Source organism: Sphingosinicella terrae (assembly GCF_003347635.1).
GTDB lineage: Bacteria > Pseudomonadota > Alphaproteobacteria > Sphingomonadales > Sphingomonadaceae > Allosphingosinicella > Allosphingosinicella terrae.
In genome coordinates this window covers 735,255-762,156 of the sequence record NZ_QDFY01000001.1, presented here as the reverse complement: position 1 = coordinate 762,156, position 26,902 = coordinate 735,255, and the positions used below count along the sequence as shown (strand labels likewise).

Annotated in this window: 26 protein-coding genes; 10 read left to right on the top strand and 16 right to left on the bottom strand. The window is 67.7% G+C overall.

Annotated elements, in window-relative coordinates; genetic code table 11:
• Positions 1 to 156 precede the first annotated feature (156 nt).
• Positions 157 to 2,214, top strand: coding sequence for an ATP-dependent DNA helicase RecG (recG, locus tag DDE10_RS03555; protein WP_114951306.1), 2,058 nt, complete (start codon positions 157 to 159; stop codon positions 2,212 to 2,214).
• On the opposite strand, the gene DDE10_RS03550 is transcribed toward recG, so the two are convergent.
• The 4 genes from DDE10_RS03550 to DDE10_RS03535 are packed head-to-tail and all read right to left on the bottom strand — an operon-like array spanning position 2,211 to position 6,689.
• Positions 2,211 to 3,038 carry an agmatinase family protein gene (locus DDE10_RS03550; RefSeq protein ID WP_284734417.1) on the bottom strand — a complete coding sequence of 276 codons (828 nt, stop codon included), beginning with the start codon at positions 3,036 to 3,038 and terminating at the stop codon, positions 2,211 to 2,213. The genes recG and DDE10_RS03550 overlap by 4 nt on opposite strands.
• The gene (gene tyrS, locus DDE10_RS03545; RefSeq protein WP_114951716.1) at positions 3,035 to 4,258 is read right to left on the bottom strand and encodes a tyrosine--tRNA ligase; all 1,224 of its coding nucleotides are present in this window, start codon (positions 4,256 to 4,258) and stop codon (positions 3,035 to 3,037) included. The genes DDE10_RS03550 and tyrS overlap by 4 nt, the downstream gene beginning before the upstream one ends.
• A 13-nt stretch (positions 4,259 to 4,271) precedes the next feature.
• Positions 4,272 to 5,507 (bottom strand): sulfotransferase family protein, encoded by a 1,236-nt coding sequence (locus DDE10_RS03540; protein WP_114951305.1) that lies wholly within the window; start codon positions 5,505 to 5,507, stop codon positions 4,272 to 4,274.
• Positions 5,508 to 6,689, bottom strand: a complete 1,182-nt coding sequence (locus DDE10_RS03535) for a vWA domain-containing protein (protein ID WP_114951304.1) — start codon at positions 6,687 to 6,689, stop codon at positions 5,508 to 5,510.
• Between the two features lie 93 nt (positions 6,690 to 6,782).
• Here DDE10_RS03535 and DDE10_RS03530 point away from each other — a divergent pair, with 93 nt between their 5' ends.
• On the top strand, positions 6,783 to 7,529 hold the full coding sequence (locus DDE10_RS03530) for a glutathione S-transferase family protein (RefSeq protein WP_114951303.1): 747 nt from the start codon (positions 6,783 to 6,785) through the stop codon (positions 7,527 to 7,529).
• 172 nt (positions 7,530 to 7,701) lie between these two features.
• Positions 7,702 to 9,111 (top strand): methyl-accepting chemotaxis protein, encoded by a 1,410-nt coding sequence (locus DDE10_RS03525; protein ID WP_114951302.1) that lies wholly within the window; start codon positions 7,702 to 7,704, stop codon positions 9,109 to 9,111.
• An 82-nt stretch (positions 9,112 to 9,193) separates the two neighbouring features.
• On the opposite strand, the gene DDE10_RS03520 is transcribed toward DDE10_RS03525, so the two are convergent.
• The 7 genes from DDE10_RS03520 to DDE10_RS03490 all read right to left on the bottom strand — a co-directional run bounded on the left by DDE10_RS03520 (position 9,194) and on the right by DDE10_RS03490 (position 16,591).
• On the bottom strand, positions 9,194 to 10,039 hold the full coding sequence (locus DDE10_RS03520) for an AAA family ATPase (RefSeq protein WP_114951301.1): 846 nt from the start codon (positions 10,037 to 10,039) through the stop codon (positions 9,194 to 9,196).
• A 76-nt stretch (positions 10,040 to 10,115) separates the two neighbouring features.
• Positions 10,116 to 10,832: an MOSC domain-containing protein gene (locus tag DDE10_RS03515; protein WP_114951300.1), complete on the bottom strand. Its 717-nt coding sequence runs from the start codon at positions 10,830 to 10,832 to the stop codon at positions 10,116 to 10,118.
• 59 nt (positions 10,833 to 10,891) lie between these two features.
• Positions 10,892 to 11,560 (bottom strand): DUF6975 family protein, encoded by a 669-nt coding sequence (locus DDE10_RS03510; RefSeq protein ID WP_114951299.1) that lies wholly within the window; start codon positions 11,558 to 11,560, stop codon positions 10,892 to 10,894.
• Between the two features lie 209 nt (positions 11,561 to 11,769).
• Complete coding sequence (gene rpoD / locus DDE10_RS03505; RefSeq protein ID WP_114951298.1) at positions 11,770 to 13,785, bottom strand: RNA polymerase sigma factor RpoD; 2,016 nt, start codon at positions 13,783 to 13,785, stop codon at positions 11,770 to 11,772.
• 35 nt (positions 13,786 to 13,820) lie between these two features.
• Positions 13,821 to 15,680 carry a DNA primase gene (gene dnaG, locus DDE10_RS03500; RefSeq protein ID WP_114951297.1) on the bottom strand — a complete coding sequence of 620 codons (1,860 nt, stop codon included), beginning with the start codon at positions 15,678 to 15,680 and terminating at the stop codon, positions 13,821 to 13,823.
• A complete protein-coding gene (locus DDE10_RS03495; protein WP_349356530.1) occupies positions 15,677 to 16,036 on the bottom strand; it encodes a GIY-YIG nuclease family protein in 360 nt (119 codons plus the stop codon). The genes dnaG and DDE10_RS03495 overlap by 4 nt, the downstream gene beginning before the upstream one ends.
• Positions 16,037 to 16,132: 96 nt before the next feature.
• On the bottom strand, positions 16,133 to 16,591 hold the full coding sequence (locus DDE10_RS03490; RefSeq protein WP_114951714.1) for a GatB/YqeY domain-containing protein: 459 nt from the start codon (positions 16,589 to 16,591) through the stop codon (positions 16,133 to 16,135).
• 150 nt (positions 16,592 to 16,741) lie between these two features.
• On the opposite strand from DDE10_RS03490, the gene carA reads away from it, so the two are divergent.
• From carA to DDE10_RS03465, 5 genes are all read left to right on the top strand, one after another.
• Positions 16,742 to 17,905: a glutamine-hydrolyzing carbamoyl-phosphate synthase small subunit gene (gene carA, locus DDE10_RS03485; RefSeq protein ID WP_114951296.1), complete on the top strand. Its 1,164-nt coding sequence runs from the start codon at positions 16,742 to 16,744 to the stop codon at positions 17,903 to 17,905.
• On the top strand, positions 17,902 to 18,216 hold the full coding sequence (locus DDE10_RS03480; RefSeq protein ID WP_114951295.1) for a hypothetical protein: 315 nt from the start codon (positions 17,902 to 17,904) through the stop codon (positions 18,214 to 18,216). The genes carA and DDE10_RS03480 overlap by 4 nt, the downstream gene beginning before the upstream one ends.
• Positions 18,216 to 21,581, top strand: a complete 3,366-nt coding sequence (gene carB, locus DDE10_RS03475) for a carbamoyl-phosphate synthase large subunit (RefSeq protein WP_114951294.1) — start codon at positions 18,216 to 18,218, stop codon at positions 21,579 to 21,581. Before DDE10_RS03480 ends, carB begins: the two co-directional genes overlap by 1 nt.
• A gap of 74 nt (positions 21,582 to 21,655) precedes the next feature.
• Entirely contained in the window at positions 21,656 to 22,135 is a 480-nt protein-coding gene (gene greA / locus DDE10_RS03470) for a transcription elongation factor GreA (RefSeq protein ID WP_114951293.1), read from the top strand.
• Between the two features lie 68 nt (positions 22,136 to 22,203).
• Positions 22,204 to 22,842, top strand: coding sequence for a rhomboid family intramembrane serine protease (locus tag DDE10_RS03465; protein WP_114951292.1), 639 nt, complete (start codon positions 22,204 to 22,206; stop codon positions 22,840 to 22,842).
• Between the two features lie 72 nt (positions 22,843 to 22,914).
• On the opposite strand, the gene DDE10_RS03460 is transcribed toward DDE10_RS03465, so the two are convergent.
• From DDE10_RS03460 to DDE10_RS03440, 5 genes are all read right to left on the bottom strand, one after another.
• Complete coding sequence (locus tag DDE10_RS03460) at positions 22,915 to 23,139, bottom strand: DUF4170 domain-containing protein (RefSeq protein WP_114951291.1); 225 nt, start codon at positions 23,137 to 23,139, stop codon at positions 22,915 to 22,917.
• A 105-nt stretch (positions 23,140 to 23,244) separates the two neighbouring features.
• Entirely contained in the window at positions 23,245 to 23,649 is a 405-nt protein-coding gene (locus DDE10_RS03455) for a hypothetical protein (protein WP_114951290.1), read from the bottom strand.
• Positions 23,649 to 24,038: a DUF3618 domain-containing protein gene (locus DDE10_RS03450; RefSeq protein ID WP_114951289.1), complete on the bottom strand. Its 390-nt coding sequence runs from the start codon at positions 24,036 to 24,038 to the stop codon at positions 23,649 to 23,651. Before DDE10_RS03450 ends, DDE10_RS03455 begins: the two co-directional genes overlap by 1 nt.
• Complete coding sequence (locus DDE10_RS03445) at positions 24,035 to 24,418, bottom strand: phage holin family protein (RefSeq protein ID WP_114951288.1); 384 nt, start codon at positions 24,416 to 24,418, stop codon at positions 24,035 to 24,037. Before DDE10_RS03445 ends, DDE10_RS03450 begins: the two co-directional genes overlap by 4 nt.
• 3 nt (positions 24,419 to 24,421) lie before the next feature.
• The gene (locus DDE10_RS03440) at positions 24,422 to 25,039 is read right to left on the bottom strand and encodes a hypothetical protein (RefSeq protein WP_114951287.1); all 618 of its coding nucleotides are present in this window, start codon (positions 25,037 to 25,039) and stop codon (positions 24,422 to 24,424) included.
• 152 nt (positions 25,040 to 25,191) lie between these two features.
• Here DDE10_RS03440 and eno point away from each other — a divergent pair, with 152 nt between their 5' ends.
• Together eno and DDE10_RS03430 are read left to right on the top strand one after the other, a co-directional pair.
• Complete coding sequence (gene eno / locus DDE10_RS03435; protein ID WP_114951286.1) at positions 25,192 to 26,469, top strand: phosphopyruvate hydratase; 1,278 nt, start codon at positions 25,192 to 25,194, stop codon at positions 26,467 to 26,469.
• 83 nt (positions 26,470 to 26,552) lie between these two features.
• Positions 26,553 to 26,876, top strand: a complete 324-nt coding sequence (locus DDE10_RS03430) for an FtsB family cell division protein (protein WP_114951285.1) — start codon at positions 26,553 to 26,555, stop codon at positions 26,874 to 26,876.
• Positions 26,877 to 26,902: the final 26 nt, after the last annotated feature.

Sequence of the window (26,902 nt, the reverse complement as noted above, 5' to 3'; positions counted from 1 at the left end):
AAGCTCGCGAAACCCTCGCGATCTTGATTCCCTTCCCCTGGAGGGGGAGGGTAGGGAGGGGGTGTGGGGCGTCCGCGAATCCGCTCGGACGCTGAACCCCCTCACCCTGCCCTCTCCCCATGGGAGAGGGGAAAGCAAGGCTCCCGCCGAGAACGCATGCGCCCCGAAATCCTCAATCCCCTGTTTGCCGAAGTGGAGGTGCTGAAGGGCGTCGGCCCACAGCTCGCCAAGCCGCTGCACCGGCTCGGCCTCGACCGCGTGCTGGACGTGCTCTTCCACCTCCCCGGCGGCTGGATCGACCGCAAGCGCGTCGACCGGCTCGATCCGGCCGACGTCGGCCGGATCGTCACCGTGCCGCTGATCGCCGGCGCCTACCGCCAGAGCGGTGCGCGCGGCCCTTTCCGGGTGCAGGCGGTGGATATCGACGGCCAGCCGGTCTCGCTGATCTATTTCAACAATCCGGCCTGGGCCCGAAAGCTGTTGCCGCTGGGGGAGCCGAAGATCGTTTCGGGGAAGCTCGACCGCTACGGGCAGGAGCTGCAGATCGTCCATCCCGACCATGTCGTCGATCCCGGCGAGGCGGCCGAGATACCCGAGCGCGAGGCCGTCTATTCGCTTTCCGAGGGGCTGACGGCGCGACGCCTCGCCGATTTCGCATCCCAGGCGCTGGCCCGGCTGCCGGTGCTTGCCGAATGGATCGAGCCGAGACTGAAGGCGAGCCGGGGCTGGCCGGACTGGGCCGAGGCGCTGGCGACGGCGCATCGCGATCCGGCCGCATCGAAGGCGCGCGAGCGGCTGGCCTATGACGAGCTCTTCGCCAACCAGCTGGCCCTGAGCCTGGTGCGGGCGAGCTCGCGCCGCCGCCGAGGCCTGCCATTGGCCGGCGACGGCGTCCTTCGCGACGGGCTGCGCCTGCCGTACGGCCCGACGGGAGCGCAGCAGCGGGCAATCCGCGAAATCGAAGGCGACCTCCAGCAGGACCAGCCGATGCTGCGCCTGCTCCAGGGCGATGTCGGATCGGGCAAGACCCTGGTCGCGCTCATGGCGATGCTCGCCGCGGTCGAGGCGGGAGCCCAGGCCGCGTTGCTGGCGCCGACCGAGATCCTCGCCCGCCAGCATTTCGAGACGCTCTCGCGCCAGCTGGCCGGCCTGCCGGTCAACGTCGCGATCCTCACCGGCCGCGAGAAGGGGCGGGTGCGCGAATCCTGTCTGATCGGCCTCGCCGACGGCTCGATCCACATCCTGGTCGGAACCCACGCCATCTTCCAGCAAGCCGTCAGCTACCGCCGGCTCGGACTTGCCGTGGTCGACGAGCAGCACCGCTTCGGGGTCGCCCAGCGCATGATGCTGGCGAGCAAGGCCGAACTGCCGCCGCACCTGCTGGTGATGACGGCGACGCCGATCCCACGCACCCTCACGCTGACCCATTATGGCGAGATGGACGTCAGCCGGCTCGACGAGATGCCGCCGGGGCGGCAGCCGATCGAGACTCGGGTGATCAGCGACGAACGGCTGGGCGAGGTGATCGACGCGCTCGGCCGTCACATCGAGGCGGGCAAGCAGGCTTATTGGGTGTGTCCGCTCGTCGAGGAAAGCGAGAAGAGCGACCTCGCCGCCGCCGAGGATCGCGCCGAGCTGCTGCGCGCCCGTTTCGGCGACCGGGTGGGGGTCGTCCACGGCCGGATGAAGGGTCCGGAAAAGGATGCGGTGATGGCGGCGTTCCAGCGCGGCGACCTCGCCGTCCTGGTGGCGACGACGGTGATCGAGGTCGGCGTCGACGTGTCGAACGCCTCGCTGATGATCGTCGAGCATGCCGATCGCTTCGGCCTGGCCCAGCTGCACCAGCTGCGCGGCCGCGTTGGCCGCGGCGACCAGCACAGCGTCTGCCTGCTCCTGCGCAGCGGCGCCTTGAGCGAGACCGCGCGGGCCCGGCTCGCGCTGATGCGCGACACCAATGACGGCTTCCGAATCGCCGAGGAGGATCTGAGGCTTCGCGGAGCCGGGGAGATATTGGGGACGCGCCAGTCGGGCGAAGCCGAGTTCCGGCTCGCGACGCCGGAGCTGATCACCGATCTCGCTCAGCCGGCGATGGACGATGCCCGCCTCCTCATCGACCGAGACGGCGGGCTCGACAGCGAGCGGGGACAGGCGGCGCGCGTCCTCCTCTATCTCATGGAGCGCGACGCGGCGGTCGGCCTGCTGCGCGGAGGCTAAGCCTTTTCGGAAGAGGCGGTCGCGGGAAACGCCGTTGCCAGCGCCGCCAGCTCCTTGACCATCTTCGCCGCGAGCATGGCGGTCATGTCGTTGACGTCGCGGTCCGGGTTGAGCTCGACGACGTCGGCACCGGCGATCGGCGTCTCCAGTCCGAGCAGCACGTCGGTCACGTCGCGCGCCGTCAGGCCGCCCGGCTCGATATGGGAGACGCCGGGGGCGCAGGAGGGATCGAATCCGTCCATGTCGATGCTGATGTAGAGCGGCCCTTCGAAAGTGGGGACGCAGCCGCGGCGGAAATGCCGAGCCTCGATGATCTCGACGCCGAACCGCGCGGCCTGCTCGCGGCAATGGCGGCCGAGGGTGCGGATGCCGACCTGGACGAGCCGCTTGGCCAGGCCTTCCTCCATGATGCGGGCAAAAGGCGAGGCGTGGGAGCGACGATCGCCTTCATACTCGTCGTAGAGATCGGGGTGGGCGTCGAAATGCAGGATGTCGACCGGCCCGTGGGCGGCGGCGATCGCGCGCATCACCGGGAAGGTCACCGAATGATCGCCGCCGAGCGCGATCGGCACGGCCCCTTCGCGCAGCGCCTGCGCGACCGCGCCGGTGATGATCGCATCGTCTTCCGGCGCCTCGCGTAGCGGAAGGTCGCCGCGGTCGACGAGCCTGATCTCGGCACCGATCTCGGTGCCGCGCTCGCTCGCAGGGTTGGAGTGGGCGCTCGCCAGCATCGCGCGGATCCGGGCCGGCGCACAAGCGGGTCCCCGGAGATAGGAGGAATGGACGTCGGTCGGCAGGCCGATCAGCTGGACGAGCGGGCTCACGGCGCGGGCGTGAGCAGACCGTGCTTCTTCTTGCCGGCCGAGATCCGCACGTCGCAGGTGACCGCGATCGGCGCGTCCTCGCCGATCGGGCGGCCATCGATGCGGGCGCCGCCCTGCGCGATCAAACGCCGCGCCTCGTTCTTCGAGGCGACGAGTCCGAGGCCGACCATCGCATCGACGAGGGTCGTGCTCCCTTCGACCTGCAGCGTCGGCAGCGCCTCACCCGTGCCGCCCTGCTCGAACGTCGCCTTGGCGGTCTCCGCCGCCGCCATGGCGGCCTCCTCGCCATGCGCCATGGCCGTCGCCTCGTCGGCGAGGATCTTCTTGGCATCGTTGATCTCGGCGCCGCCGAGCCGCTCGAGCCGCTCGATCTCGTCGAGCGGCAGATCGGTGAAGAGCCTGAGGAACCGGCCGACGTCGCCGTCCTGGGTGTTCCGCCAGAACTGCCAGTAATCGTAGGGGGCGAGCTGGTCCGCGTTGAGCCAGACCGCGCCCTGCGCGGTCTTGCCCATCTTGCCGCCGTCGGCGGTGGTGATGAGCGGCGTCGTGACGCCATAGACCTGGGCGCCGTCGACGCGGCGGGCGAGCTCGATGCCGTTGACTATATTGCCCCATTGGTCGGAGCCGCCGAGCTGCAGGCGGCAGCCCGCGCGCCGCGACAGCTCGAGGAAATCGTATCCCTGGAGGATCATGTAGTTGAACTCGAGGAAGCTCAGCGACTGCTCGCGGTCCAGCCGCAGCTTGACGCTGTCGAAGCTCAGCATCCGGTTGACCGAGAAATGCTGGCCGATCTCGCGCAGGAAAGGGATATATTCGAGCTTGTCGAGCCAGTCGGCATTGTCGACCATGACCGCGTCGGTGGGGCCGTTGCCGAAGCTCAGGAAGCGCTCGAACACCCGCTTGATTGAGGCGATGTTGGCATCGATCGCCTCGGCGCTGAGCAGCTTGCGCGCCTCGTCCTTGAAGCTTGGATCGCCAATCTTGGAGGTGCCGCCGCCCATCAGCACGATCGGCTTGTGTCCGGCCTGCTGGAGGCGGCGGAGCATCATGATCTGCACCAGGCTGCCGACGTGGAGCGACGGCGCCGTGGCGTCGAACCCGATATAGCCGGGGACGATGCTGGCCGCCGCGAGAGCGTCCAGCGCTTCAGGGTCGGTCACCTGGTGGATGTAGCCGCGCTCTTCGAGCCGGCGCAGGAGATCGGACTTGAACTCGGTCATGACGGCGAGCGGCTTAGCGTGCCGCCTGCCGCGCGTCATCCCTCCTCGGCATCGCACCGGCGGCAAGATCGGCCGCGCCGAGCCCGAAGTCATCGAGGCTGTAGCGGTGGCCGAGATGGGCCTTGGCCCCGGCGAGATAGGCGTGCATCCGCGCCAGCAGGTCCGGCGTCAGCTCCATGCCGAGGAACTGATAGATCCGGGCCGTTTCACCGCGCCAGTCGCGGTTCATCGCCTCGTAGGAGACGCGGATCCGCGGCACGTCCGGCCGGGCCGCCAGCGCCTGCTCCGCGATCCGCTCCCTGAGGCGGGTCTTCCCCAGCCATTCCCGCCCGATCCAGCCAGGATCGACGCCGTCCGACTGCACTCGCATCTGATTCCACACCAGCGAGCATGAGGAGGCGACGACCTGCCCGGCCGGCCGGTCCAGGCAGATGAGGCGCGCATCGGGGAAGGCGTCGAGCAAGGCCGGCAGGTCCTGGAGAAATTGCGGCGCCTTGAGCAGCCAGGGCCGGGCGGGATCGTCGCCGCGATACCAGCCGTTGGTCTGCAGCAGGGTCTTGAAGGCGCGGTAGAGCGGCCGGCGGTCCGCTTCTTCCCACCAGCGGGAAAAAGCGGGCACGCGCCACTGCGCTTCGAATTGGGTTGCGCCGAAGCCGTAGCTCAGCAAGCCGAATTCTTCCTCGGCGGCGTCCGGCGCGGTCGGGTGGATCCGCCCGATCTCGGGATTGAGCGCCCGCAGCACCGCCAGTCCGACGCGGGCACGCAGCCGCCGCGGATCGCGCCGGCCTGGCTTCGGGCGCAGCGGCACCGGCATCAGTGACTCGAACGTCCGGCTGTGGGCGAAGCGTGGATCGCAGGCGAGCAGGCGCTGCACCCTCGTGGTGCCGGAGCGCATCTGGCCGAGCACGACGACCGGGGCCCGGACCGGCCGCTCGAGGATGTCGTGATGCCTTTCCCACAGCCGGACCGCCCGCATGCGGGCGCGCAGCGTCATCACGATCTGGCCGTGCGCCATCGTCTCGCCGAGCGGGCTGAGTTCGGCCTCCTCGCGGAGCGACCGCACCAGTCGTTCGAACGGCTCCCGCCAGTCGGAATCGTCGCCGAGAGCCCGGCGCGGCGCTCCGGCGAGGGCGGCCGCCTCGAGCGCCTCGGCCGTCAGCCGGGGGCGCGGCGACAGGCCCGAACGCCACAGCGCCTCGAGGGCGCTATTCGCCTTCCGGACATTGGGAAGCGGGGACGGGGCGGTCACTCAGCTCTTGCGGGTCAGCGTGCGCATCGCCTCGTCGAGGCCGGCAAGGGTGAGGGGGTACATGCGGTCCTGCATCAGCTCGCGCACGATCCCGATCGAGCCGGTATAGCCCCAATATTGCTCGGGCACCGGGTTGAGCCAGACCGCGCTCGGATAGGTGTCGGCCATCCGCTTCAGCCAGACCGAGCCGGCCTCCTCGTTATAGTGCTCGACCGAGCCGCCGGGATGGGTGATCTCGTAGGGGCTCATCGAGGCGTCGCCGACGAAGATCAGCTTGTAGTCGTGGCCATATTTGTGAAGCAGGTCCCAGGTCGGGCTGCGCTCCTCGAAGCGGCGGCGATTGTCCTTCCACACCGCCTCGTAGGGGCAGTTGTGGAAGTAGAAGAATTCGAGATTCTTGAATTCGGCGGTGGCCGCCGAGAACAGTTCCTCGCACAGCCGGATATGGGGGTCCATCGATCCGCCGACGTCGAGGAAGAGCAACAGCTTGACCGCATTGTGTCGTTCCGGGCGCATGCGGATGTCGAGCCAGCCCTGGCGGGCGGTGCCGTCGATCGTCCCGTCGAGATCGAGCTCGTCGGCCGCGCCCTCGCGGGCGAAGCGGCGCAGCCGGCGCAGCGCGACCTTGATGTTGCGGGTACCGAGCTCGACCGAGCTGTCGAGGTTCCTGAACTCGCGCTTGTCCCAGACCTTGATCGCGCTGCGGTTGCGGCCGCCGTCCTGGCCGATCCGCACGCCCTCGGGATTGTAGCCATAGGCGCCGAACGGAGAGGTGCCGGCGGTGCCGATCCACTTGCTGCCGCCCTGGTGCCGCTCCTTCTGCTCCTCGAGCCGCTTCCTCAGCGTCTCCATGATCTCTTCCCAGGAGCCGAGCGCGCGTATCTCCTCCATCTGCTCGGGGGTCAGATAGAGCTCGGCGACCTTGCGCAGCCATTCCTCCGGGACCGGCACCGCCTCGTCGCGATAATCGCCCTCGAGGCCCTTGAAGACCTTTCCGAAGACCCGGTCGAAGCGATCGAGGAGGCCTTCGTCCTTCACGAAGGTGGCGCGGGCGAGATAGTAGAATTCCTCGGGACGGGCGGCGATCACGTCCGCGTCCAGCGCCTCGAGCAGGGTCAGATGCTCCTTCAGCGAGGCGGGAATGCCCGCGGCGCGCAGCTCGTCGACGAAGGAGAAGAACATGCTGCCGGTTTAGCTCGGCGTCGGCACCTGCGCCACCTTGATCCCGCGCCGGCGAGATGAGATGCAACGCATACCGATCGGGAGAGGGTAGATATGCTGACGCTGTACAGTTTCGGCCCCGGCGCCAATTCGCTCAAGCCTTTGCTTACCCTCTACGAGAAAGGTCTGGATTTCAAAGGGGTGCGCCTCAATCCTGCCAATTTCGAGCATCACGAGGACTGGTTCAAGGCGATCAATCCGAACGGCCAGGTGCCGGCCCTCGTCGACGGCGACAAGGTGATCACCGAATCGACCGTGATCGGCGAGTATCTCGAGGACGAATATCCGACCGAGGTGAAGCTGCGGCCGGACGACAGCTATGGCCGCGCCCGGATGCGGGTATGGACCAAATGGGTCGACGAATATTTCTGCTGGTGCGTCTCCACCATCGGGTGGGAGCGGATGATCAGCGGAATGGCGCGCGCGATCAGCGACGAGGAGTTCGAGGAGAAGGTGAAGCGCATCCCGATCCCCGAGCAGCAGACCAAGTGGCGCAATGCCCGCAACGGCTTCCCGAAGGCGGTGCTGGACGAGGAGATGCGCAAGGTCGGGGTCTCCGTGCGCCGGCTGGAGGCGCGCCTTGCGGAGAGCGAATGGCTGGCCGGCGACATGTACACGCTGGCGGACATCTGCAATTTCGCCATCGCCAACGGAATGCAGTTCGGCTTTGCCGACCTCGTCAACGAGAGCGACACGCCCAACCTGCTGCGCTGGATCCGCCAGATCAACGACCGTCCGGCGTGCAGGCGCATGTTCGCCGAGGTGCCGATGGAGCGGCTCCAGCCGGAGAAGGCGGCCTGAGCAGGTGAATTGATCACCCGCTGTCAGTCTCTCCTCGCCCTGCGGAGACGCAAAGACCGGATCCGGCCTTCGCCGAGGCGGCATCTTCGCTTCGCCGAAGGGGCTGGTTAATCCACCTTCAACCCTTTCCGGCTAGTCCAATGCGTATCCAAGAACAGAAGAGGGACGCAAGGTGGCGAGCTCGGCGATCGAGAAAACCAATGGTGAGGCGATCAATGCGGTGGCCCGCAACATCGGCTCGCTGGCGATCGAGTGCAGCGACGTCGCCGGTTTCGTCGCAGGCGTGAACGAGCGCATCTCGGCCAACCTCAAGATGCTCGATGCCCTGGAGGATGTCACCACCCGCTTGCTCGCCGATCAGGCGCGGGTCTCCGATTCGACCGATGAGGCGCGCGTGCTCGCCGAGCAGGCGCGCGACAAGCTCGACCAGGGCCGAGGGGCGATCGAGGACACGATCCGGGTCTTTTCGGGCCTGACCGACCTCGTCGTCCAGCTCGGCGACCGCATGGCCGGCTTCGCCGAAGCGATGGCGCGGGTGAAGAGCGTCTCGTCGGCGATCGAGACGATCGCCAACAAGACCAACATGCTGGCCCTCAACGCGACCATCGAGGCGGCGCGGGCGGGCGAGGCCGGCCGCTCCTTTGCCGTCGTCGCCGCCGAGGTGAAGAAGCTCGCCCACGACACGCGCAGCGCCACCAGCGAGATTGCCGGGACGATCGCGTCGCTGACCCGGGAAGCCGAGGCGGTGACGTCCGAGATCAAGGTGGGAGTCGAGAAAAGCCGGGTCGCCCAGTCGAGCTTCTCCCGCATCAACGAGACGGTCCAGGACGTCGCCGACATTGTCGCCCTCGTCGACCGCCAGACCGACGGCATCGCCCAGGCGACCAGCCTGATCGAGCAGAGCGTCGACAGCGTGAAGAGCGGCCTGTCCTCCTTCGCCGCCGATGCACGCGAGAATGGCGGCAAGCTCAAGGCGACCCGCGAGCGGCTCGGCCGGCTCGAATTGCTCTCCAACGAGATGCTCGACACCTTGGCGAGCAGCGGCGTGAAGATCGACGACACGCCGTTCATCGATTTCGCCAAGAACGGCATGCGCGAGATCCAGACCATCGTCGAGAAGGGGATCGCGCGCGGCGAGGTCGACCTCGAAGCGGTGTTCGACTTCAATTATGTGCCGATGCCCGGGACCAACCCGACCCAGTGGGAGACCCGCTTCTGCGCCTTCGCCGACCAGCATGTCCGGCCCGTTCTCGACCGGCTGATGGCGGACGAGCCGCGGCTGATCGCCTGCGCGATGACCGACATCAACGGCTATCTGCCCACCCACATCACCGAGCGATCGCAGCCGCAGAGCGACGACCCGAAGTGGAATGCCGAATATTGCCGCAACCGGCGCAATTTCATCGACGACATCACCCGCCGGGCGATCGCCAGCGACAAGGAGGCGATGCTCGCCACCTACGGCATGGAGCTGGGCGACGGCCGCTATTTGCCGGTGAAGAACGTCTTCGTGCCGCTCTATTTCGGGGGCCGCCGCTGGGGCAATTTCGAGCTTGCTTACCGGGACGACGGGACGAAATAGGTTTCGCCGGGAAGAGGGACCGAGCGCCGGCGGTCGCCGTACCCGGTCCGGCCGCGCTGGCGCCGGCGAAGGATGAGAGGGGTCAGCTTCCCGGCCGCCGCGACATGAAGGCCAGCCGCTCGAACAGCATGACGTCCTGCTCGTTCTTGAGCAAAGCGCCGTGGAGCGGCGGGATCGCCTTGGCAGGATCGCGCGACTGGAGCACCTCGAGCGGCAGATCCTCGTGGAGAAGGAGCTTCAGCCAGTCGATCAGCTCGCTGGTCGACGGCTTCTTCTTGAGACCGGGCACCTCGCGGACCTTGTAGAAGATATCGAGCGCCTTCTGGACGAGGATCGTCTGTATGCCCGGGAAATGCACGTCGATGATAGCCTGCATCGTCTCGCGGTCGGGAAAGCGGATATAGTGGAAGAAGCAGCGGCGCAGGAAGGCGTCGGGCAGCTCCTTCTCGTTGTTCGAGGTGATGACGACGATCGGCCGCTCGCGCGCGGCAATGGTTTCCTTCGTCTCGTAGACGTGGAACTCCATCCGATCGAGCTCCTGGAGGAGGTCGTTCGGGAACTCGATATCGGCCTTGTCGATCTCGTCGATGAGCAGGACCGGAAGCTCCGGGCTGGTGAACGCCTCCCACAATTTGCCGCGTCGGATGTAGTTGGCGATGTCGTGGACGCGCGGATCGCCGAGCTGGCCGTCGCGCAGCCGGGCGACCGCGTCATATTCATAGAGGCCCTGGTGCGCCTTGGTCGTCGACTTGACGTGCCACTCGATCAGCGGGGCGCCGACCGCCTCGGCGATCTCGTGGGCGAGCACGGTCTTGCCGGTGCCCGGTTCGCCCTTGACCAGCAGCGGCCGCCGCAGCGTGACCGCGGCGTTGACCGCGACCTTGAGGTCCTCGGTCGCGACATAGTTGCTGGTGCCTTCGAAGCGCATCGACTTCCCTTTACGTGAACGTCAAGTCAGACCGGCGAATAGGGACCGGACGGGGAGGGTGCAAGCCGCACGCGCCTCAGCCGAGCAGCATCACCTTGTCGCCCAGCCTGACCCGGCCTTGCCGGGCGGCGGTGGCGTAGATGCCGATCTTGTTGTCGAACGCCTGGGCGACGGTACGCATGATGGCCGGGTCGCGCGCGCCGCTGTCGGGGCAGAGGGTGACGAAGGCGCAGCGCGGGATCATCTCGGTGACGAGGAGCTCGGCCGCATCGTCCCAGCCGCCGAAGCCGAGCCGGCGACCCGCCCATCGGTCCTCGCGGACATCCGCCTCGACGACGATGTTCGAGCGGAAGCGGCGGGGATCGACGGCCGAGCCGTGCGCGGCGTCCACCGCCGCATGGGTCGTCGTGGTGACGACCGAGACAGGCATCGCGTCGTGGGTGCCGCGGCCGAGCTGCATCAGCCCGAGCGGGCAGCCGGCGGTGAGCGCGAGCCGGTCGAGGAAGGCGACGTCGTGGAGGCTGCTCCAGCGCCCCTCGGCGTCGCGCACGTCCACGGGAGACATCTTCGGATCTTCCGGATCGCGATAGCGCGGCGCGAAGCGGACCATCTCGGGCAGCTCTCGGGCGGTCATCCAGGGAAAGCGGGAGCGGTCCTCGCTGCGATAGAAGGCATATTGACGGTCGCCCTCGATGCCCTGCCAGTCGATGTCGGCCTGGGTGACCGGATCGGCCGCCATCGACTTCACCGGGTAGCGATTGATCTCGACGACGCGTCCGACGACTTCCCCCATGGCGCCTGCTTAGAGAGGCGGGGGAGGGGCGGCAATGGCGCCGGGCTCCACGGACGGCTTCAGCCGTCCAGCCGGGCCTGGTGGCGGGCCTCGAGCAGGTCCCAAAGCCCGCGATGCTGGAGGGCGAGTTGCTGGGCGCCGAACAGGAGGGCGCGTTCGGTCGATGCCGTCTGGCCGGCGAGGTCGGCGACGAGGCGAAGCTCGGCTTCGTCGCTCAGCCCGCGTCGGGGCGGATCGATGCCGAGCCGCTGAGCGGCCGAGTCGAGCACCATCCGGATCGGTGCCCAGTCGATCGCGAAGGCGAGCGAGGCGCCGAGCGCGCAGCCGCGCCGGTCGGAGAAGGCGAGGGTGGTGAGGGCATTGAGCTGGGCGATGACCGCCGCCTCGCTGGTTCCGCCTCCGGGCGTGCTCGGCGCGGGTCCGGCGGCAACGGCGAGCTGGGTCAGGTAGAGCCGCTCGGCGGCCATCGATTCGCCCGCTGCGATCAGCCAGGCGCGGGCCGCATCTTCCATCGGCCGTCCGGCGGCGTGATCGACGACACCGGGATGGCGGCCATGAAGCGCGCACAGGAAATGAATGGCATCGGCAAGGTTGCGGGCGCTGTCCTGCCCATTCAGCAAGGCGGGGCTGACGAAATAGGGATGGGCGGCGCTGCCATGCTCGGCGACGCAGGCGAACAGCAGGTCGCTCGTACCGGCGCCGTCTGCCCTGACCGAAACTGAAGCCATTCACCCGTCTCCCGGACTCGCACCGCCACCCGAACCGATCCGGAGGCTGTAGACCAGCCGGCGTAAAGAGGAGGTTTACGGGGGGAAAGACGCATCTCCCCGGCCCCCGCGCCAGCGGGGATTCAGCTTTCGTGTCTCCGTCGCGGGTGCAGGTTGGCTGGGCCCCCGCTTTCGCGGCGACGACACAGGTGGTTCGGGGCGGCGACGCCTTATTGGTCGAGGAAGCTGCGCATCTTTCGGCTGCGGCTGGGATGCTTCAGCTTCCTCAGCGCCTTGGCTTCAATCTGGCGGATGCGCTCGCGGGTGACGCTGAACTGCTGCCCGACCTCCTCGAGGGTGTGGTCGGTGTTCATGCCGATGCCGAAGCGCATGCGCAGCACGCGCTCCTCGCGCGGGGTCAGCGAGGCGAGGACGCGGGTCACCGTCTCCTTGAGGTTGGCCTGGATCGCGGCGTCGACCGGGATGACCGCATTCTTGTCCTCGATGAAGTCGCCCAGATGGCTGTCCTCCTCGTCGCCGATCGGCGTTTCGAGGCTGATCGGCTCCTTGGCGATCTTCATCACCTTGCGGACCTTCTCGAGCGGCATGGACAGCCGCTCGGCCAGTTCCTCCGGCGTCGGCTCGCGGCCGATCTCGTGGAGGATCTGCCGGCTGGTGCGGACCAGCTTGTTGATCGTCTCGATCATGTGGACCGGGATGCGGATGGTCCGCGCCTGGTCGGCGATCGACCTGGTGATCGCCTGCCGGATCCACCAGGTGGCGTAGGTCGAGAATTTGTAGCCGCGGCGATACTCGAACTTGTCGACGGCCTTCATCAGGCCGATATTGCCTTCCTGGATGAGATCCAGGAACTGCAGGCCGCGGTTCGTGTACTTCTTGGCGATCGAGATGACGAGGCGCAGATTGGCCTCGACCATCTCCTTCTTGGCGATGCGGGCTTCGCGCTCGCCCTTCTGCACCATGTTGACGATGCGGCGGAACTCGCCGAGCGACATGCCCGTCGCCTGCGCGATTTCGGCGATCTCGGCGCGGATGCGCTCGATCGCGTCGGCTTCGCCCGCGCAGAAGGCGGCCCACTTCTTGTCGAGACCGCAGACCCGCTCGGCCCAGCCCTCGTCCAGCTCGTGGCCCATATAGGCGTCGAGAAAGGCGCGGCGGGGGACCTTGTGGCGCTCGGCCAGGCGCAGCATCTGCCCGCCCAGCGTCGTCAGCCGGCGGTTGTAGCTGTAGAGCTGGTCGACGAGAAATTCGATCTTCGCGCCGTGGAACTGGACGCTCTCCACCTCCGCGGTGAGCTGCTCGCGCAGGTTCTGGTACTTGTTCTCGTCGCTCTTCGGGAAATCCTGGCCGGCGCTCATCGCCTCCATGCGGTTCCCCTGGAGCCGCGAGAACTTCTTGTAGAGATCGGTGATGCGGGCGAACTTCTCCAGAGCCGCCGGCTTCAGCGTCTCCTCCATCTGGGCGAGGCTGAGGGTATTGTCCTCGTCCTCGTCCTCGGTGGGGCGGGGCGCGCGGCGCTCGACGAGGCTGTCCTCCTCGTCCTCCTCCTCGGCGACTTCCTCGACGTCCTCCTCTTCCTTGAAGGAGGGGCCGGCGGTCGATTCGGAGATGTCGCCGTTGCCGGATTCGGCGCCCTCGACCTGCTCCGGGGTCGGGCCCTTCGACAGCATCGCCTCGAGATCGAGGATCTCGCGCAACTGCATCTGGCCGTTGTTGAGCGCGTCCGACCAATGAATGATCGCATTGAAGGTGATCGGGCTCTCGCACAGGCCCCAGATCATCGTGTCGCGGCCCGCCTCGATCCGCTTGGCGATGGCGATCTCGCCCTCGCGGGAGAGCAGTTCGACCGCGCCCATCTCGCGCAGATACATGCGGACCGGATCGTCGGTCCGGTCGACCGTTTCCTTCTTCTTCTCGATGACGAAGGTCTCGCCGGTCTCGGCGGCGTCGTCGATGCCGTTATCGGTCTCGGGCTCTTCCTCGTCGCCCTCGTCGCTCTCGACGATGTTGACGCCCATGTCGTTGAGGGCGGACATGATGTCCTCGATCTGCTCGGAGGACATCTGGTCCTGCGGCAGCGCCTCGTTGAGTTCGTCATAGGTGAGCACGCCGCGCTTGCGGGCACGCGCGATCAGCTTCTTGATGGAGGCTTCGTTGAGATCGATGAGCGGCGCGTCGCCGGTCTCGTTCTTCTCTTCGCTCTCAGCCGTGTTCGTCTTCGCCATTCCCACGCCTTATACCCGTTCCGGTTGACCGGCCCTTAGTCCGCGTCGCCCTCGATCAATGTCGCAAGCTGCCTGTCCGCCTCGTCCCGTGCCGCCCGGAGCCTCTGCTGCTCCTGGAACGCCGCCTCGTCCCCCGCTTCCTTCAACCGCGCCGTCGCCGCCTGCAGCGCCGCGTCGAGGCCCGGTCGTGCCGCCAGCGTCTCGACGACCAATGCCAGGTCCCGGCAGGCTCGTTCGGGATCGGCATCACGTCGCGTGAAGGAAAATGCAAGTCCTCGCTTGAGGCCCAGCGCCTCGAGCAGAGCCGCCGCACCCTTCGCGGCCAATATGGTATGCAGCGCTTCGGGATCAAGCTCGGCGTGGGTCATCGCCGCTTCTATCATCAGTTCGCGCAGCCGAGCGGCATCACGTTCCTGCATCGGCAGCTTCAGCAAGGCATCGGCATGCTCGCCGATCTGCGCGGGATAGCGCGCCATGCCGACTAGGACGGCGCGCGCGAGCTGAGGGTCGAGCCCATCATTTCCGACGGCCTTCGCCTCAGCCGAGGCGGGGCGTGGCGGCTGGAAGAAGCGGCCGCCGGGACCGGGCCGGCCCCGCGGGCCGCTCCAGGGCCGCTGCGCCGGCCGCGTCAGGACGGCGAAGCGCTGGAGCAGCTCGTGGCGATATTGGTCGCGCACGTCGGGGTCGCCGATCGCCGAGACATGGTCGAGCAGGCGTCGGCGAAGCCCGGCACGCTGCTCCGGCGTCGCCAGCGGCTCCGCCTCGAGCTCGTGCCGCCACAGCCGATCGACCAACGGCTCCGGCTTCTCGAGCAGCGCCTCCAACGCGGCGGCGCCACGATTGCGCACGAGATCGTCCGGGTCCTCGCCGGCCGGCAAGGTGACGAATCCCAGCGAGCGGCCCGGCCCGACATGCGGCAGCGCCCGGAGCGCCGCCCGCACTGCGGCCTTCTGGCCGGCGGCATCGCCGTCGAAGCAAAGGATCGGCGCCGGCGAGAAGCGCCAGAGGAGGCCGAGCTGGCCCTCGGTGAGCGCCGTACCGAGCGGCGCCACCGCCTCCGGAAAGCCGGCCTGGTCGAGCGCGACCACGTCCATATAGCCCTCGACGACGAGGATCCGGCGCGCCTCGCGCGCGGCCGGACCGGCGCGGTCGAGATTGAACAGGGTCCGTCCCTTGTCGAACAGCGGCGTGTCCGGGGAGTTCAGATATTTGGGTTCGCCGGCGCCGATGATCCGCCCGCCGAAGGCGATGACCCGCCCGCGCGGATCGCGGATCGGCAGCATCAATCGGCCGCGGAACCGGTCATAGGGCACGCGCCTGGCCGCACCCTCCTCCTCCTCGGGCGCGATCAGCAGTCCCGCCTCGACCAGCCGTTCCTCGCCGAGGCTCTTGAGCGCCGTCTTGAGCTTGCCGCGCGAATCCGGGGCGAAGCCGAACCCGAAGCGGCGCCGGGCGACCTCGTCGATGCCGCGGCCGCGCAGATAGGCGCGTGCCGGCTCGCCCTCCAGCCCGTCGAGTTGCTCGACGAACCAACGCTGGGCCGCTTCGGTGACCTCATGGAGCCCGGCGGCGCGCTCGGCCCTGGCCTGCGCCCGCGGGTCAGGCGCCGGCACCGCCATGCCGGCGGCGTCCGCCAATTCCTTCACCGCATCCATGAAGGCGAGGCCGCGGGCATCGGTCAGCCAGCGAATCGCGTCGCCATGCGCGCCGCAGCCAAAGCAGTGATAGAAGCCCTTCTCGTCGCTGACGGTGAAGCTCGGCGTCTTCTCCTTGTGGAACGGGCAGCAGGCCTTCCATTCCCGCCCGGCGCGCTGGAGCTTCACTGCCTTGCCGACGAGCGACGACAGCGACGTCCGCGCGCGCAGCTCGTCGAGGAAGGCGGGGGAGAGGGTCATTCGCGGGATGCTGCCCTGTGGGCCTCCATGCCTATCTCAGTTTCGTTCGTCTCGAGCGAAGTCGAGGGGCGCTCGTGAGGCGGCCGTGCAAAATGGCCGATCAACCCCCAATCACCAGCGATCAGTGCTTCCTTCTTGGCCCTGGACCAACGCTTCACCCGGCGCTCGAACGCAAGCGCTTCGTATCGCCAGCTCGTCCAGTCATGCCACACCAGCTCCACAGGCCGCCTCCGACGCGTCCAATCAGCCGCCAGACCCTGATGGTGCTCGCCCAGCCGTAGCTCCAGATCGTCCGTATGTCCCGTATAGCAAGAGCCGTCGCTGCAGCGCAGGATGTAGGCCCAGAACTGCATCATCACCGTGGCTGCGCCCCTCGACTTCGCTCGGGACGAACGAAGTTTCTTCCGCACGAACCTCAACCTGGTTTGGACGCGCCTAGCGGCCGCGCTCCTTCACCCCGCCAGCTTCGCCTTCACCATCTGGCTTGCCTTGCTCATGTCGAGCTGGCCGGCATGGCGCTCCTTCATCAGCGCCATCACCCGGCCCATGTCCTTGACCGAGCTAGCGCCCGTCTCTGCGACGATCGCGTCGATCGTCGAGCCGATCTCCTCGTCGGTCATCTGCTTCGGCAGGAATTGCTCGATCACCGCCACTTCGGCCGCCTCGGCCTCGGCGAGCTCCTCGCGGCCGCCTTTCCGATACATGTCGATCGATTCGCGGCGCTGCTTGATCATCTTCTGGAGCACCTCGGTGACGGTCGCGTCGTCGTCCGCGGGCGCGCCGCTGCCGCCCCGCAGCTCGATGTCGCGATTCTTGAGCGCCGCCTGGATCAGCCGGATCGCGCCCACGCGCGGCTTGTCGCCCGCCTTCATGGCGCCGGTCAGCGCCGTCTTGATCTCGTCGCGAATCATGCTGGCTCTCGGAAAAGTGGAAATCGAAAAGGAAGCGGCGATCATAGCCGCGCCCACCGCCGTTTAACAGATTGACGCTGCCCGCCGGCGGCACTAGCGGACGAGCCTTAGCGACATCGTCAGATCCATTTTCGAGGAGTGCCCGCCAAGATGGCCGACACCAAAGCCACGCCTGCGCCAAAAGGGGCGACGGGCGTATTGGTCCTGGCCGACGGCAGCACGATCTGGGGAAGGGGATTCGGGGCCGAAGGCGAAGCCGTCGGGGAGGTGTGCTTCAACACCTCCATGACGGGCTATCAGGAGATCATGACCGATCCCTCCTATGCGAGCCAGATCGTCACCTTCACTTTCCCCCATATCGGCAATGTCGGCGCCAATTACGAGGATCTGGAGGCCGACAATCCCTGGGCGCTCGGCTGCATCGTCCGCGAGGATGTGACCGCACCGAGCAATTTCCGCGCCGCCCAGAGCTTCGTCGAGTGGATGCGGGCCAATGGCCGCATCGGCCTCTCCGGCGTCGATACCCGCGCCTTGACCCGCAAGATCCGCGAGCAGGGCGCACCCAACGGCGTCATCGCCCATAGTGCCAAAGGGGCCTTCGACCTCGAAGCCCTCCTCGCGAAGGCGCGGGCCTGGCCCGGCCTCGAAGGCATGGACTTGGCGAAGGACGTATCCTGCCGGCAGCTCTATCGCTGGTCGGGCGGCCGCTGGCAGCTCGGCGAGGGCTATGTCGAGCGCCCGCACGACGAGCAGCTCCCGCACGTCGTCGCCATCGACTACGGCTCCAAGCGCAATATCTTCCGCAACCTCGCCGACGCCGGCGCGCGGGTGACGGTGCTCCCGGCCACGGCCACCTTCGACGAGGTGATGGTCCACAAGCCCGACGGCATCTTCCTCTCCAACGGCCCCGGCGACCCGGCCGCGACCGGCGAATATGCGGTGCCGGTGATCCGCCAGCTGCTCGAGACGGGAAAGCCGCTGTTCGGCATCTGCCTCGGCCACCAGCTGCTCGGCCTCGCCGTCGGCGCCCGCACCACCAAGATGCATCAGGGTCATCGCGGCGCCAACCATCCGGTCAAGCGCCTCGCCGACGGCCAGGTCGAGATCACCAGCATGAACCACGGCTTCGCGGTCGAGAAAGAGAGCCTGCCGGACAATGTCCGCGAGACCCATATCAGCCTGTTCGACGGCAGCAATTGCGGCATCGAGCTGACCGACAAGCCGGCGTTCAGCGTGCAATATCATCCCGAAGCGAGCCCGGGCCCGCAGGACAGCCTTTATCTGTTCGAGAAATTCGTGGGACAGTTGGGGTGATCGACGTGCCGCTTCCGCCGGTGCAGGAGTGCGTCAGCCACGCCTCATCGGAAATCTCTCGCGTGAAGGTCGTTCTGACCGTGAGCGGCGATGCGGTGCAGGTAAGCGCATTCGTCACGGAACAGCTGAGAAATTCCATCTGGACCGTGGAAGCTGACGCGCAAGCCAACGGGATCCGGTTCCTCCGGCTCGTCGCTTCGGGAGATGTGCCGTATCGTGAGATCGGCTTGCGGCTCTACGAGGTGCAGCGCAGACGTCTCGAAGTCTCCTACTCCACCATTCCTCCAATTTGCGAGCCTGAAGAGCGCTGATGCCCAAGCGTACCGACATTTCCTCGATCCTCATCATCGGCGCCGGCCCGATCGTCATCGGCCAGGCGGCGGAGTTCGATTATTCGGGCACCCAGGCGGCCAAGGCGCTCAAGGCCGAGGGCTATCGGATCATCCTGGTCAACTCCAATCCGGCGACGATCATGACCGATCCGGAGATGGCCGACGCCACCTATGTCGAGCCGATCACCCCGGCCTATGTCGCCAAGATCATCGAGAAGGAGCGCCCCGATGCGGTGCTGCCGACGATGGGCGGCCAGACCGCGCTCAACACCGCGCTCGCCCTGTTCAAGGACGGCACGCTCGACAAATATGGCGTCAGGATGATTGGCGCCGATGCGGAGGCGATCGAGAAGGCCGAGGACCGGCTCAAGTTCCGCCAGGCGATGGATCGGATCGGCCTGGAATCGCCGCGCTCGGCGATCGCCCACGATCTCGACGACGCCATGGCGGCGCTGGAGACGGTCGGGCTGCCGGCGATCATCCGGCCCAGCTTCACGCTCGGCGGCACGGGCGGCGGCATCGCCTACAATCGCGAGGAATATATCGACATCGTCACCGGCGGGCTCGAGGCCTCGCCGACCACCGAGGTGCTGATCGAGGAGTCGGTGCTCGGATGGAAGGAATATGAGATGGAGGTGGTCCGCGACCGCGCGGACAATTGCATCATCATCTGCTCGATCGAGAATGTCGATCCGATGGGCATCCACACCGGCGATTCGATCACGGTCGCGCCGGCGCTCACGCTGACCGACAAGGAATATCAGATCATGCGCAACGCCAGCATCGCGGTGCTGCGCGAGATCGGCGTCGAGACCGGCGGCTCCAACGTCCAGTTCGCCGTCAATCCGAAGGACGGCCGCCTCGTCGTCATCGAGATGAATCCGCGGGTCAGCCGCTCCTCGGCGCTTGCCTCCAAGGCGACCGGTTTTCCGATCGCCAAGGTCGCCGCCAAACTGGCGGTGGGCTACACGCTTGACGAGATCCAGAACGACATCACCGGCGTCACCCCGGCGAGCTTCGAGCCCACGATCGACTATGTCGTCACCAAGATCCCGCGCTTCGCCTTCGAGAAGTTCAAGGAATCGCAGGCGCTGCTGAGCACCTCGATGAAGTCGGTCGGCGAGGTGATGGCGATCGGCCGATCGTTCCACGAGAGCCTGCAGAAGGCGCTACGCGGGCTCGAGACCGGCCTGATCGGACTCGACGGGGTCAAGGCCCTCTACGGCGCGCCGCGGGCCGAGATCGAGGAGGCGCTGGCCCGGCCGTCGCCCGACCGGCTGCTCGTCGCCGCCCAGGCGCTTCGCGAGGGCCTTACCGTCGACGAGATCCACGCCATCACCCGGTTCGATTCCTGGTTCCTCGAGCGGATCCGCGAGATCGTCGAGGCCGAAGAGGCGATCTGCCGCGACGGCCTGCCCGCCGATGCCGAGGGCATGCGCCGGCTGAAGGCTTTGGGCTTCTCCGACCGCCGGCTCGCCGAGCTCGCGCTCAAGGCCGCCCATATTCGCGGCGAAGGCGTGAAGACCCGGGCGCGCTCGCACGGCCTGATCCACGATGCGGTCAAGGGGATGCTCGGCGCGACCACGGAGGACGAGGTGCGCGCGCTTCGTCACAAGCTCGGCGTTCGCCCCGTCTTCAAGCGGATCGATACCTGTGCCGCCGAGTTCGAGGCGAAGACCCCCTACATGTATTCGACCTACGAAGCGCCCAGCTTCGGGGCCCCCGAGGACGAGAGCCAGCCTTCCGATCGGCGCAAGATCGTCATCCTCGGCGGCGGCCCGAACCGGATCGGGCAGGGGATCGAGTTCGACTATTGCTGCTGCCATGCCTGCTTCGCGCTCGGGTCGGACGCGGGCGGGTCCGGGTTCGAGACGATCATGGTCAATTGCAATCCGGAGACGGTGAGCACCGACTATGACACGTCCGACCGCCTCTACTTCGAGCCGCTGACGGTCGAGGACGTGCTCGAGATCCTCCATGTCGAGAAATCGCGCGGAGAGCTGGTCGGGGTGATCGTCCAGTTCGGCGGCCAGACTCCGCTCAAGCTCGCCGCGGCGCTCGAGAAAGAGGGGATCCCGATCCTCGGCACCTCGCCCGACGCGATCGACCTCGCCGAGGACCGCGAACGCTTCGCCCGCCTCGTCGACCGGCTCGGGCTCAGACAGCCGGCCAACGGCATCGCCCGTAGCCGCGAGGAGGCGCTCGCCGTCGCCGAGCGGATCGGCTACCCGGTACTCACCCGCCCGAGCTACGTCCTCGGCGGCCGTGCCATGGAGATCGTCGACTCCCCCGGCCAGCTCGAGGATTATATCGAGACGGCGGTCCAGGTCTCGGGCGACAGCCCGGTGCTCATCGACCAGTATCTGCGGGACGCGATCGAAGTCGATGTCGACGCGCTCGCCGACGGCAAGGACGTCGTCATCGCCGGCGTCATGCAGCATATCGAGGAGGCGGGCGTCCATTCCGGCGACAGCGCCTGCTCGCTGCCGCCCTACAGCCTTTCGGCGGAGATCGTCGCCGAGATCGAGCGCCAGGCCGAGGCGCTCGCCCGCGCGCTCGGCGTCAAGGGACTGATGAACGTCCAGTTCGCGGTCAAGGACGGCATCGTCTATCTGATCGAGGTCAATCCGCGCGCCAGCCGGACCGTCCCGTTCGTCGCCAAGGCGATGGGCACGCCGATCGCCAAGATCGCCGCCCGGGTGATGGCGGGCGAGCCGCTACGCGAGGCGATGACGCACTACCGGCCGCTCCGGCGCGACGTCCCGCACATCGCGGTCAAGGAGGCGGTCTTCCCCTTCGCCCGCTTCCCCGGCGTCGATCCGGTCCTCTCACCCGAAATGAAGTCGACCGGCGAAGTCATGGGCATTGCCCAGGATTTCGCCACGGCCTTCCTGAAGTCGCAGCAGGGCGGCGGCGTCGAGCTCCCCGACGGCGGCTCGCTGTTCGTCTCGGTCAAGGACAGCGACAAGCCGGCGATCGTCGAGCCGGTCCGCACCTTGCTCGACCTCGGCTTCCGGGTCTTCGCGACCGGCGGCACCGCCAGCTTCCTCGCCGAGCAGGGGCTGGCCGTCGAGCGGGTCAACAAGGTCGCCCAGGGTCGGCCGCACATCGTCGACCGGATCAAGGACGGCGAGATCGATCTCGTCTTCAACACCACGGAAGGATGGCAGAGCCATCGCGACTCCGCCTCGATCCGCGGCTCCGCCCTCGGCCAGAAGATTCCCTACTTCACCACCGCCGCTTCGAGCGCGGCGGTGGTGCGGGCGATCGTGGCTCGCCGGGAGCATGACCTTGAAGTGCGGTCCCTCCAGGACTATTACTCGGATTCCGAAACATCATCCTGAACAATGCGACTGTTGTAGGCGGTGTCCCCCTGGAGGGTCGCTGAAGCCCGCGTTTTGACGAAAGGCACGATTGAATGGCGACGGTCGACAAGCTGCCCATGCTGGCCGAAGGCTATGAGAAGCTCCAGAACGAGGTTCGCCACCTGAAGACGGTGGAGCGCCCGGCGATCATCGACGCGATCGAGGAAGCCCGCGGCCATGGCGACCTTTCCGAAAATGCGGAATATCATGCCGCCAAGGAGCGGCAGGGCCATGTCGAGGCGCAGATCGCCGATCTCGAGGACCGGCTGAGCCGCGCCATGGTGATCGATCCCACCACCCTTTCGGGCGATCGCGTCGTCTTCGGCGCCACGGTCCACCTGCTCGACGAGAACGACAAGCCGATCAAGTATCAGATCGTCGGCGAGACCGAGGCCGACGCCAAGGTGGGCCGGATCAGCTACAATTCGCCGCTGGGTCGCGCCCTGATCGGCCGCTCCGTGGGCGACGAGGTCGAGTTCTCGGCGCCGTCGGGCGACAAATATTACGAGATCGCCAAGATCGAGTTCATCTGATGCAGCGCCGCCGAGACGGACTCCGTCCGTCCGACCGTTGCTGACGGGCGAGAGGGCCGCCTCAGCCAATGCGTCCGCCTGAAAGCTGGTCCACCGCCCGGGTCACGCTCGGGATCGCTCTGGCGACCGCGGGAATCTGGGCCTTGCTCAGGCTGCTCGGTCTGGAGATCTGGGCGGTCGACCGGGCTGGCTTCGTCGCGGCAAGCGTCGGCACGGGCGGGGCAGGGGGCGCAATGCCCTTCTGGCTGGCGCCGCTGACCGCGACCCTGCTCCACGCGAACATCTTCCATCTCGGCTTCAACCTGCTGATCCTGGTGTTTTGCGGCCGCCCGACCGAGGCGGTGATCGGCCGGCCGGGCTTCGTCATCCTCTATCTGGTTGGCGCCTATGCCGCCGCCGCGGCCCAGTATCTGGCCGATCCGACCGCAACGGTGCCGATGATCGGAGCCAGCGGCGCCGTTTCCGCCGTGCTCGGCGCCTATGCGATCCTGTTCGGACGCAACCGGGTCAGCGTGGCCAATGCGACGCTCGCGCTCTGGCTCAACGCGCTCTGGCTGATGGCGGCCTGGGTCGGGCTGCAGCTGATCGTCGGGTTCACCTTCGCTCGGAGCGGTGCCGGCATCGCCATCGCCGCCCATATCGGCGGCTTCCTCGTCGGCGTCGCGCTTGCCAACCCCCTGCTGCTGTTCAGGTACCGGAAGGCCTGAAGCGATTCCCGGTCGCATCAGCCGACGACGCGTCCACCTGACCAGGACAGACTTCAGGCGGAAGCGAGGCGGTTACGGCTTCGGCGCTTCCATGTCCGGCTCGAGAAGCCGGTGGAGGTGGACGACGACATATTTCATCTCGGCGTCGTCGACGGTGCGCTGGGCGTGCGTGCGCCAGGCGTCATAGGCGCTGGCATAATTGGGGTAGAGGCCGACCATCTCGATCGTCGAGAGGTCGAAATCGAGGCCGCGCGGGTCCTTGACCCGGCCGCCGAAGACGAAATGCAATTTGCTCATGGGAAAGGCGAGATCCTGGGATGGTCGGTGAAGCGCCAGCCCAAAGCGGGAATCGCCGCGGCGTGCAAGCCCGTCGGGGGGCGTGCGCGCCGCGGCGTCTCCGCCTTAGTCCTTGCCGCCGCTGACGGCTTCGACCACCGCTTCGCCGACCTTCTGGGTCGCGCGGTTGCGGATCTCCTCGATCTGCTCCTTGCCGGCATCGACACCGCGCTGCGCGGCGGTGCGGGCCGCATCGGTGATGCGCCGGCCGGTCGGCTCGAGCAGGTCGCGCTCGCGCCGCGTCGCCGGCAGCAGGAAGCCGAGCAGCGCGCCGACGGCGAGACCGCCGACGACCGCGGCGACCGGATAGACCGTGATCTGCTCGCTCGCCTGCCGGGTCACCTCCGCGGCCCGGTTGCGCGCCGTCTCATAGGCGGAATAGGTCCGCTCGCGCGCCGTCTGGTAAGCATCGGCCGCCCGCCCGCGCCCCTGCGCGCCTTCGTTGGTGCCGGTATCCGTCTTCGCAACCATTACTTCACTCCTTCCATCAGGGACGCGTCGGTGATCACGGGCGCCGACGCGGTAAACTTCGGTTCCTGGGTTTCGATCCTCGTGACGATGCGGCCCTCATCCTCGTCCTCGTCGCCGCCGACGAGGCGGCTCACCGTCCGCGCCAGCGGCTTGCGGGCGAGGAACAGGGCGAAGGCGCCGAGCGCGACGGAGACCGCGGCAGGGCGCTTGCGCACCGCTTCCAGTGCGCCGTCGGCGAGATCGGCGCTCTTGTCCTTGACCCCGTCCCACGCCTCGCCGGCGAGATTGCCGGGCCTGAGCCGTTGCTGGATGGCGACTAGGCTGCTGTCGAGCCGCCGGCGTGCCATCACCGCGTTGCGCTTCGCCTGCTCGAGCTGGGACAGGTTCACGGCATCGTCTCCCCGCGCGCGATCGCCTGCTTTTCCTCCTCGTCGCCGCTCAGCGCCCTGAGGCCGCCGAGGCCGATTCGGACGAGGAGGTAGCCGATCCCCGCCAGCGCCGCGGCGATCGCGATCCCGGCCAGGACCGGCCCGATCAGGACGGCCAGGCCAAGCACGAGGCCGAGGATGAGGGCGGTCAGCGAGGAGAGCAGCAGCACCGCGCCCGCGGCGAGCGCGATGAGGCCGTTGCGGGCGCGGTCGGCGCGATGGCGGGCGATCTGCTTGACGAGGTCGAGCTCGGCGCGCGCATAGGCGCGGCCGTCCTCGAGCAGCCGCGACACCAGGTCGCTTATGCCCTCGTCGCGCGGATCGTGCGCCGGCGAGTCCAAGGATCAGGCTCCGCCGCTCGTCGTCGTGTCGGCATTGGTGGTGCGCCGGGTACGGCCGCCGCCCGGCCGCGAGCCGGTGGAGGCATCGTCCGAGCCGCTGCCGCCGTCGAGGCCGGTGCGGACCACCCGCATCAGCGCGAAGCCGACCACGGCCGCCGCGGCGATCGCCACGGCCGGACTCTTGCGGACGATGTCGCGCGTGTCGTCGACCAGATCGTCGACGCTCTTGTCGCGGATCTTGCCGGCAAAGGACGAGACCGCTTCCGACGCGCTATGCGCATAGCCGCCATATTCGCCGCCGAGCCGCTCGTCGATCGAGCGGGCCGCGTCCTCGATGATGGAAGCGACGTCGTCGAGCAAGGTCGTTGCCCGGCCCTTGCCGTCGTCGGCGAAGCCGCGCAGCTTGTCGGTCGCCTGGCCACGCAGATTGACCACCTGCTCCTTGACCTGGCTGACCAGCTTGTCCGTGGCGCCGGACGAGCCGGGCGAACCGCCGGCGCTGTCGCCGCCGCCATTGCCGGTGGCGACGAAGCCTCCGCCGTTGCTGCCGCCCTGCTCGGCGGACGCGCCGGTGACGATCTTGTCGGTTCCTTCGGGGAGTTCGTTCTCGCGGGGGGGCATAAGCATCTCCACAGTTGACGGACATCAGTTTTCGAGAGCGAGAACACCTGCCGCGGGGCATGCGTTCCGGCCCGGAAAGGAAAGTTGCATGCGGCTCGCGCAGCCGATAATCGGCCGATGATCCCCCTTAACTCATATCGAGGGCGTAACCAATGACCGCCATCATCCATCTGCACGCGCGCCAGATTCTCGACAGCCGCGGCAATCCCACCGTCGAAGTGGAGGCGCTGCTCGAGGATGGCAGCCTCGGCCGGGCCGCGGTTCCTTCGGGCGCGTCGACCGGCGCCCACGAGGCGGTCGAGAAGCGGGACGGCGACAAGGACCGCTGGCTCGGCAAGGGCGTCGGCGGCGCCGTCGAGGCTGTCCGCGGCGAGATCGCGCAGGCGGTGGTCGGCATGGAGGCCGAGGACCAGGGCGAGATCGACGCCGCCCTGATCGCGCTCGACGGCACCGAGAACAAGTCGCGGCTCGGCGCCAACGCGATCCTCGGGGTCAGCCTCGCCGTCGCCCGCGCAGCCGCCGACGCGCGGGGCCTGCCGCTCTACCGCTATGTCGGCGGCGTCTCGGCCGCGACCCTGCCGGTACCGATGATGAACATCCTCAACGGCGGCGCCCATGCCGACAATCCGATCGATTTCCAGGAGTTCATGGTGATGCCGGTCGGCGCGCCGACCTTCGGCGAGGCGCTGCGCTGCGGCGCCGAGATCTTCCACACGCTGAAGAAGGGCCTGCATGATGCCGGCCTGTCGACCGCCGTCGGAGACGAAGGCGGTTTCGCCCCCAATCTCGCCTCGGCCCGCGATGCGCTCGACTTCATCATGCGCTCGGTCGAGCAGGCCGGCTATACGCCGGGAGACGATGTCGTTCTCGCCCTCGACTGCGCCGCCACCGAATTCTTCAGGGACGGCGCCTATCGGATGGAAGGCGAAGGCAGGACGCTCTCGCCGGACGAGATGGCCGCCTATCTCGCCGAACTGGCCGGCGCCTATCCGATCCGCTCGATCGAGGACGGCATGGCCGAGGACGATCTCCCGGGCTGGAAGGCGCTGACCGAACGCGTCGGCGACCGGGTCCAGCTCGTCGGCGACGACCTCTTCGTGACCAACCCGAAGCGACTGCGCATGGGCATCGAGCAGGGCCTCGCCAATTCGATCCTGATCAAGGTCAACCAGATCGGCACGCTCACCGAGACGCTCGAGGCGGTCGAGACCGCCCACCGCGCCGGCTACACCTCGGTGATGTCGCACCGGTCCGGCGAGACCGAAGACACGACGATCGCCGACCTCGCCGTCGCCACCAATTGCGGTCAGATCAAGACCGGCAGCCTGGCCCGCTCCGACCGGCTCGCCAAATATAACCAGCTGCTGAGGATCGAGGAGGAGCTCGGCGAGACCGCCCGATATGCCGGCCGCGACGCCTTTGGTCGCTGAAACCGGGCACTTGGGACTTTATTGTCAGCAAAGGGCTTGATTCTCCGCCGCTTTCCTGATTCTTACGGCAGGCGATGACGGGGGTGAACAGTCCTTTGGCCTTGATGCGGCGTGCGGCGCTGCCGGCGCTTGGCGTGCTCATCATCGCCAACTTCCTCGGCTATGCCGTCATCGGCGAGAATGGTGTGCTTTCCTGGGGCGATTATCGTCGCCTGAAGGCCGAGCGCCAGGTCCAGCTCGCCCAGCTCGAGGCCGAGCGGGCCCGCCTTGCCCACCGCTCGCAGCTGCTCGATCCCCGCCACGTCGACCCCGATCTCGCCGAGGAGCTCGTCCGCCGCGAGCTCGGCCTCGTGAGGCCCGACGAGGTGATCATCGAGCTCGAACCCGCGCCCGCTCCGGCGCGCTGATCCTTCCCGCGGGCGAGGAAATCGGC

What these genes read in the sequence shown, in the direction of transcription:
- DDE10_RS03530 (WP_114951303.1), top strand. Translation starts at nt 6,783, where the DNA reads ATGCTGACGCTGTACAGTTTCGGCCCCGGCGCCAATTCGCTCAAGCCT.
- dnaG (WP_114951297.1), bottom strand. Translation starts at nt 15,680, where the DNA reads ATGACCCTCTCCCCCGCCTTCCTCGACGAGCTGCGCGCGCGGACGTCG.
- DDE10_RS03455 (WP_114951290.1), bottom strand. Translation starts at nt 23,649, where the DNA reads ATGGTTGCGAAGACGGATACCGGCACCAACGAAGGCGCGCAGGGGCGC.
- carB (WP_114951294.1), top strand. Translation starts at nt 18,216, where the DNA reads ATGCCCAAGCGTACCGACATTTCCTCGATCCTCATCATCGGCGCCGGC.
- DDE10_RS03440 (WP_114951287.1), bottom strand. Translation starts at nt 25,039, where the DNA reads ATGCCCCCCCGCGAGAACGAACTCCCCGAAGGAACCGACAAGATCGTC.
- carA (WP_114951296.1), top strand. Translation starts at nt 16,742, where the DNA reads ATGGCCGACACCAAAGCCACGCCTGCGCCAAAAGGGGCGACGGGCGTA.
- DDE10_RS03515 (WP_114951300.1), bottom strand. Translation starts at nt 10,832, where the DNA reads ATGGGGGAAGTCGTCGGACGCGTCGTCGAGATCAATCGCTACCCGGTG.
- DDE10_RS03520 (WP_114951301.1), bottom strand. Translation starts at nt 10,039, where the DNA reads ATGCGCTTCGAAGGCACCAGCAACTATGTCGCGACCGAGGACCTCAAG.
- DDE10_RS03465 (WP_114951292.1), top strand. Translation starts at nt 22,204, where the DNA reads ATGCGTCCGCCTGAAAGCTGGTCCACCGCCCGGGTCACGCTCGGGATC.
- eno (WP_114951286.1), top strand. Translation starts at nt 25,192, where the DNA reads ATGACCGCCATCATCCATCTGCACGCGCGCCAGATTCTCGACAGCCGC.
- tyrS (WP_114951716.1), bottom strand. Translation starts at nt 4,258, where the DNA reads ATGACCGAGTTCAAGTCCGATCTCCTGCGCCGGCTCGAAGAGCGCGGC.
- DDE10_RS03460 (WP_114951291.1), bottom strand. Translation starts at nt 23,139, where the DNA reads ATGAGCAAATTGCATTTCGTCTTCGGCGGCCGGGTCAAGGACCCGCGC.
- recG (WP_114951306.1), top strand. Translation starts at nt 157, where the DNA reads ATGCGCCCCGAAATCCTCAATCCCCTGTTTGCCGAAGTGGAGGTGCTG.
- DDE10_RS03510 (WP_114951299.1), bottom strand. Translation starts at nt 11,560, where the DNA reads ATGGCTTCAGTTTCGGTCAGGGCAGACGGCGCCGGTACGAGCGACCTG.
- greA (WP_114951293.1), top strand. Translation starts at nt 21,656, where the DNA reads ATGGCGACGGTCGACAAGCTGCCCATGCTGGCCGAAGGCTATGAGAAG.
- DDE10_RS03490 (WP_114951714.1), bottom strand. Translation starts at nt 16,591, where the DNA reads ATGATTCGCGACGAGATCAAGACGGCGCTGACCGGCGCCATGAAGGCG.
- DDE10_RS03535 (WP_114951304.1), bottom strand. Translation starts at nt 6,689, where the DNA reads ATGTTCTTCTCCTTCGTCGACGAGCTGCGCGCCGCGGGCATTCCCGCC.
- DDE10_RS03495 (WP_349356530.1), bottom strand. Translation starts at nt 16,036, where the DNA reads ATGATGCAGTTCTGGGCCTACATCCTGCGCTGCAGCGACGGCTCTTGC.
- rpoD (WP_114951298.1), bottom strand. Translation starts at nt 13,785, where the DNA reads ATGGCGAAGACGAACACGGCTGAGAGCGAAGAGAAGAACGAGACCGGC.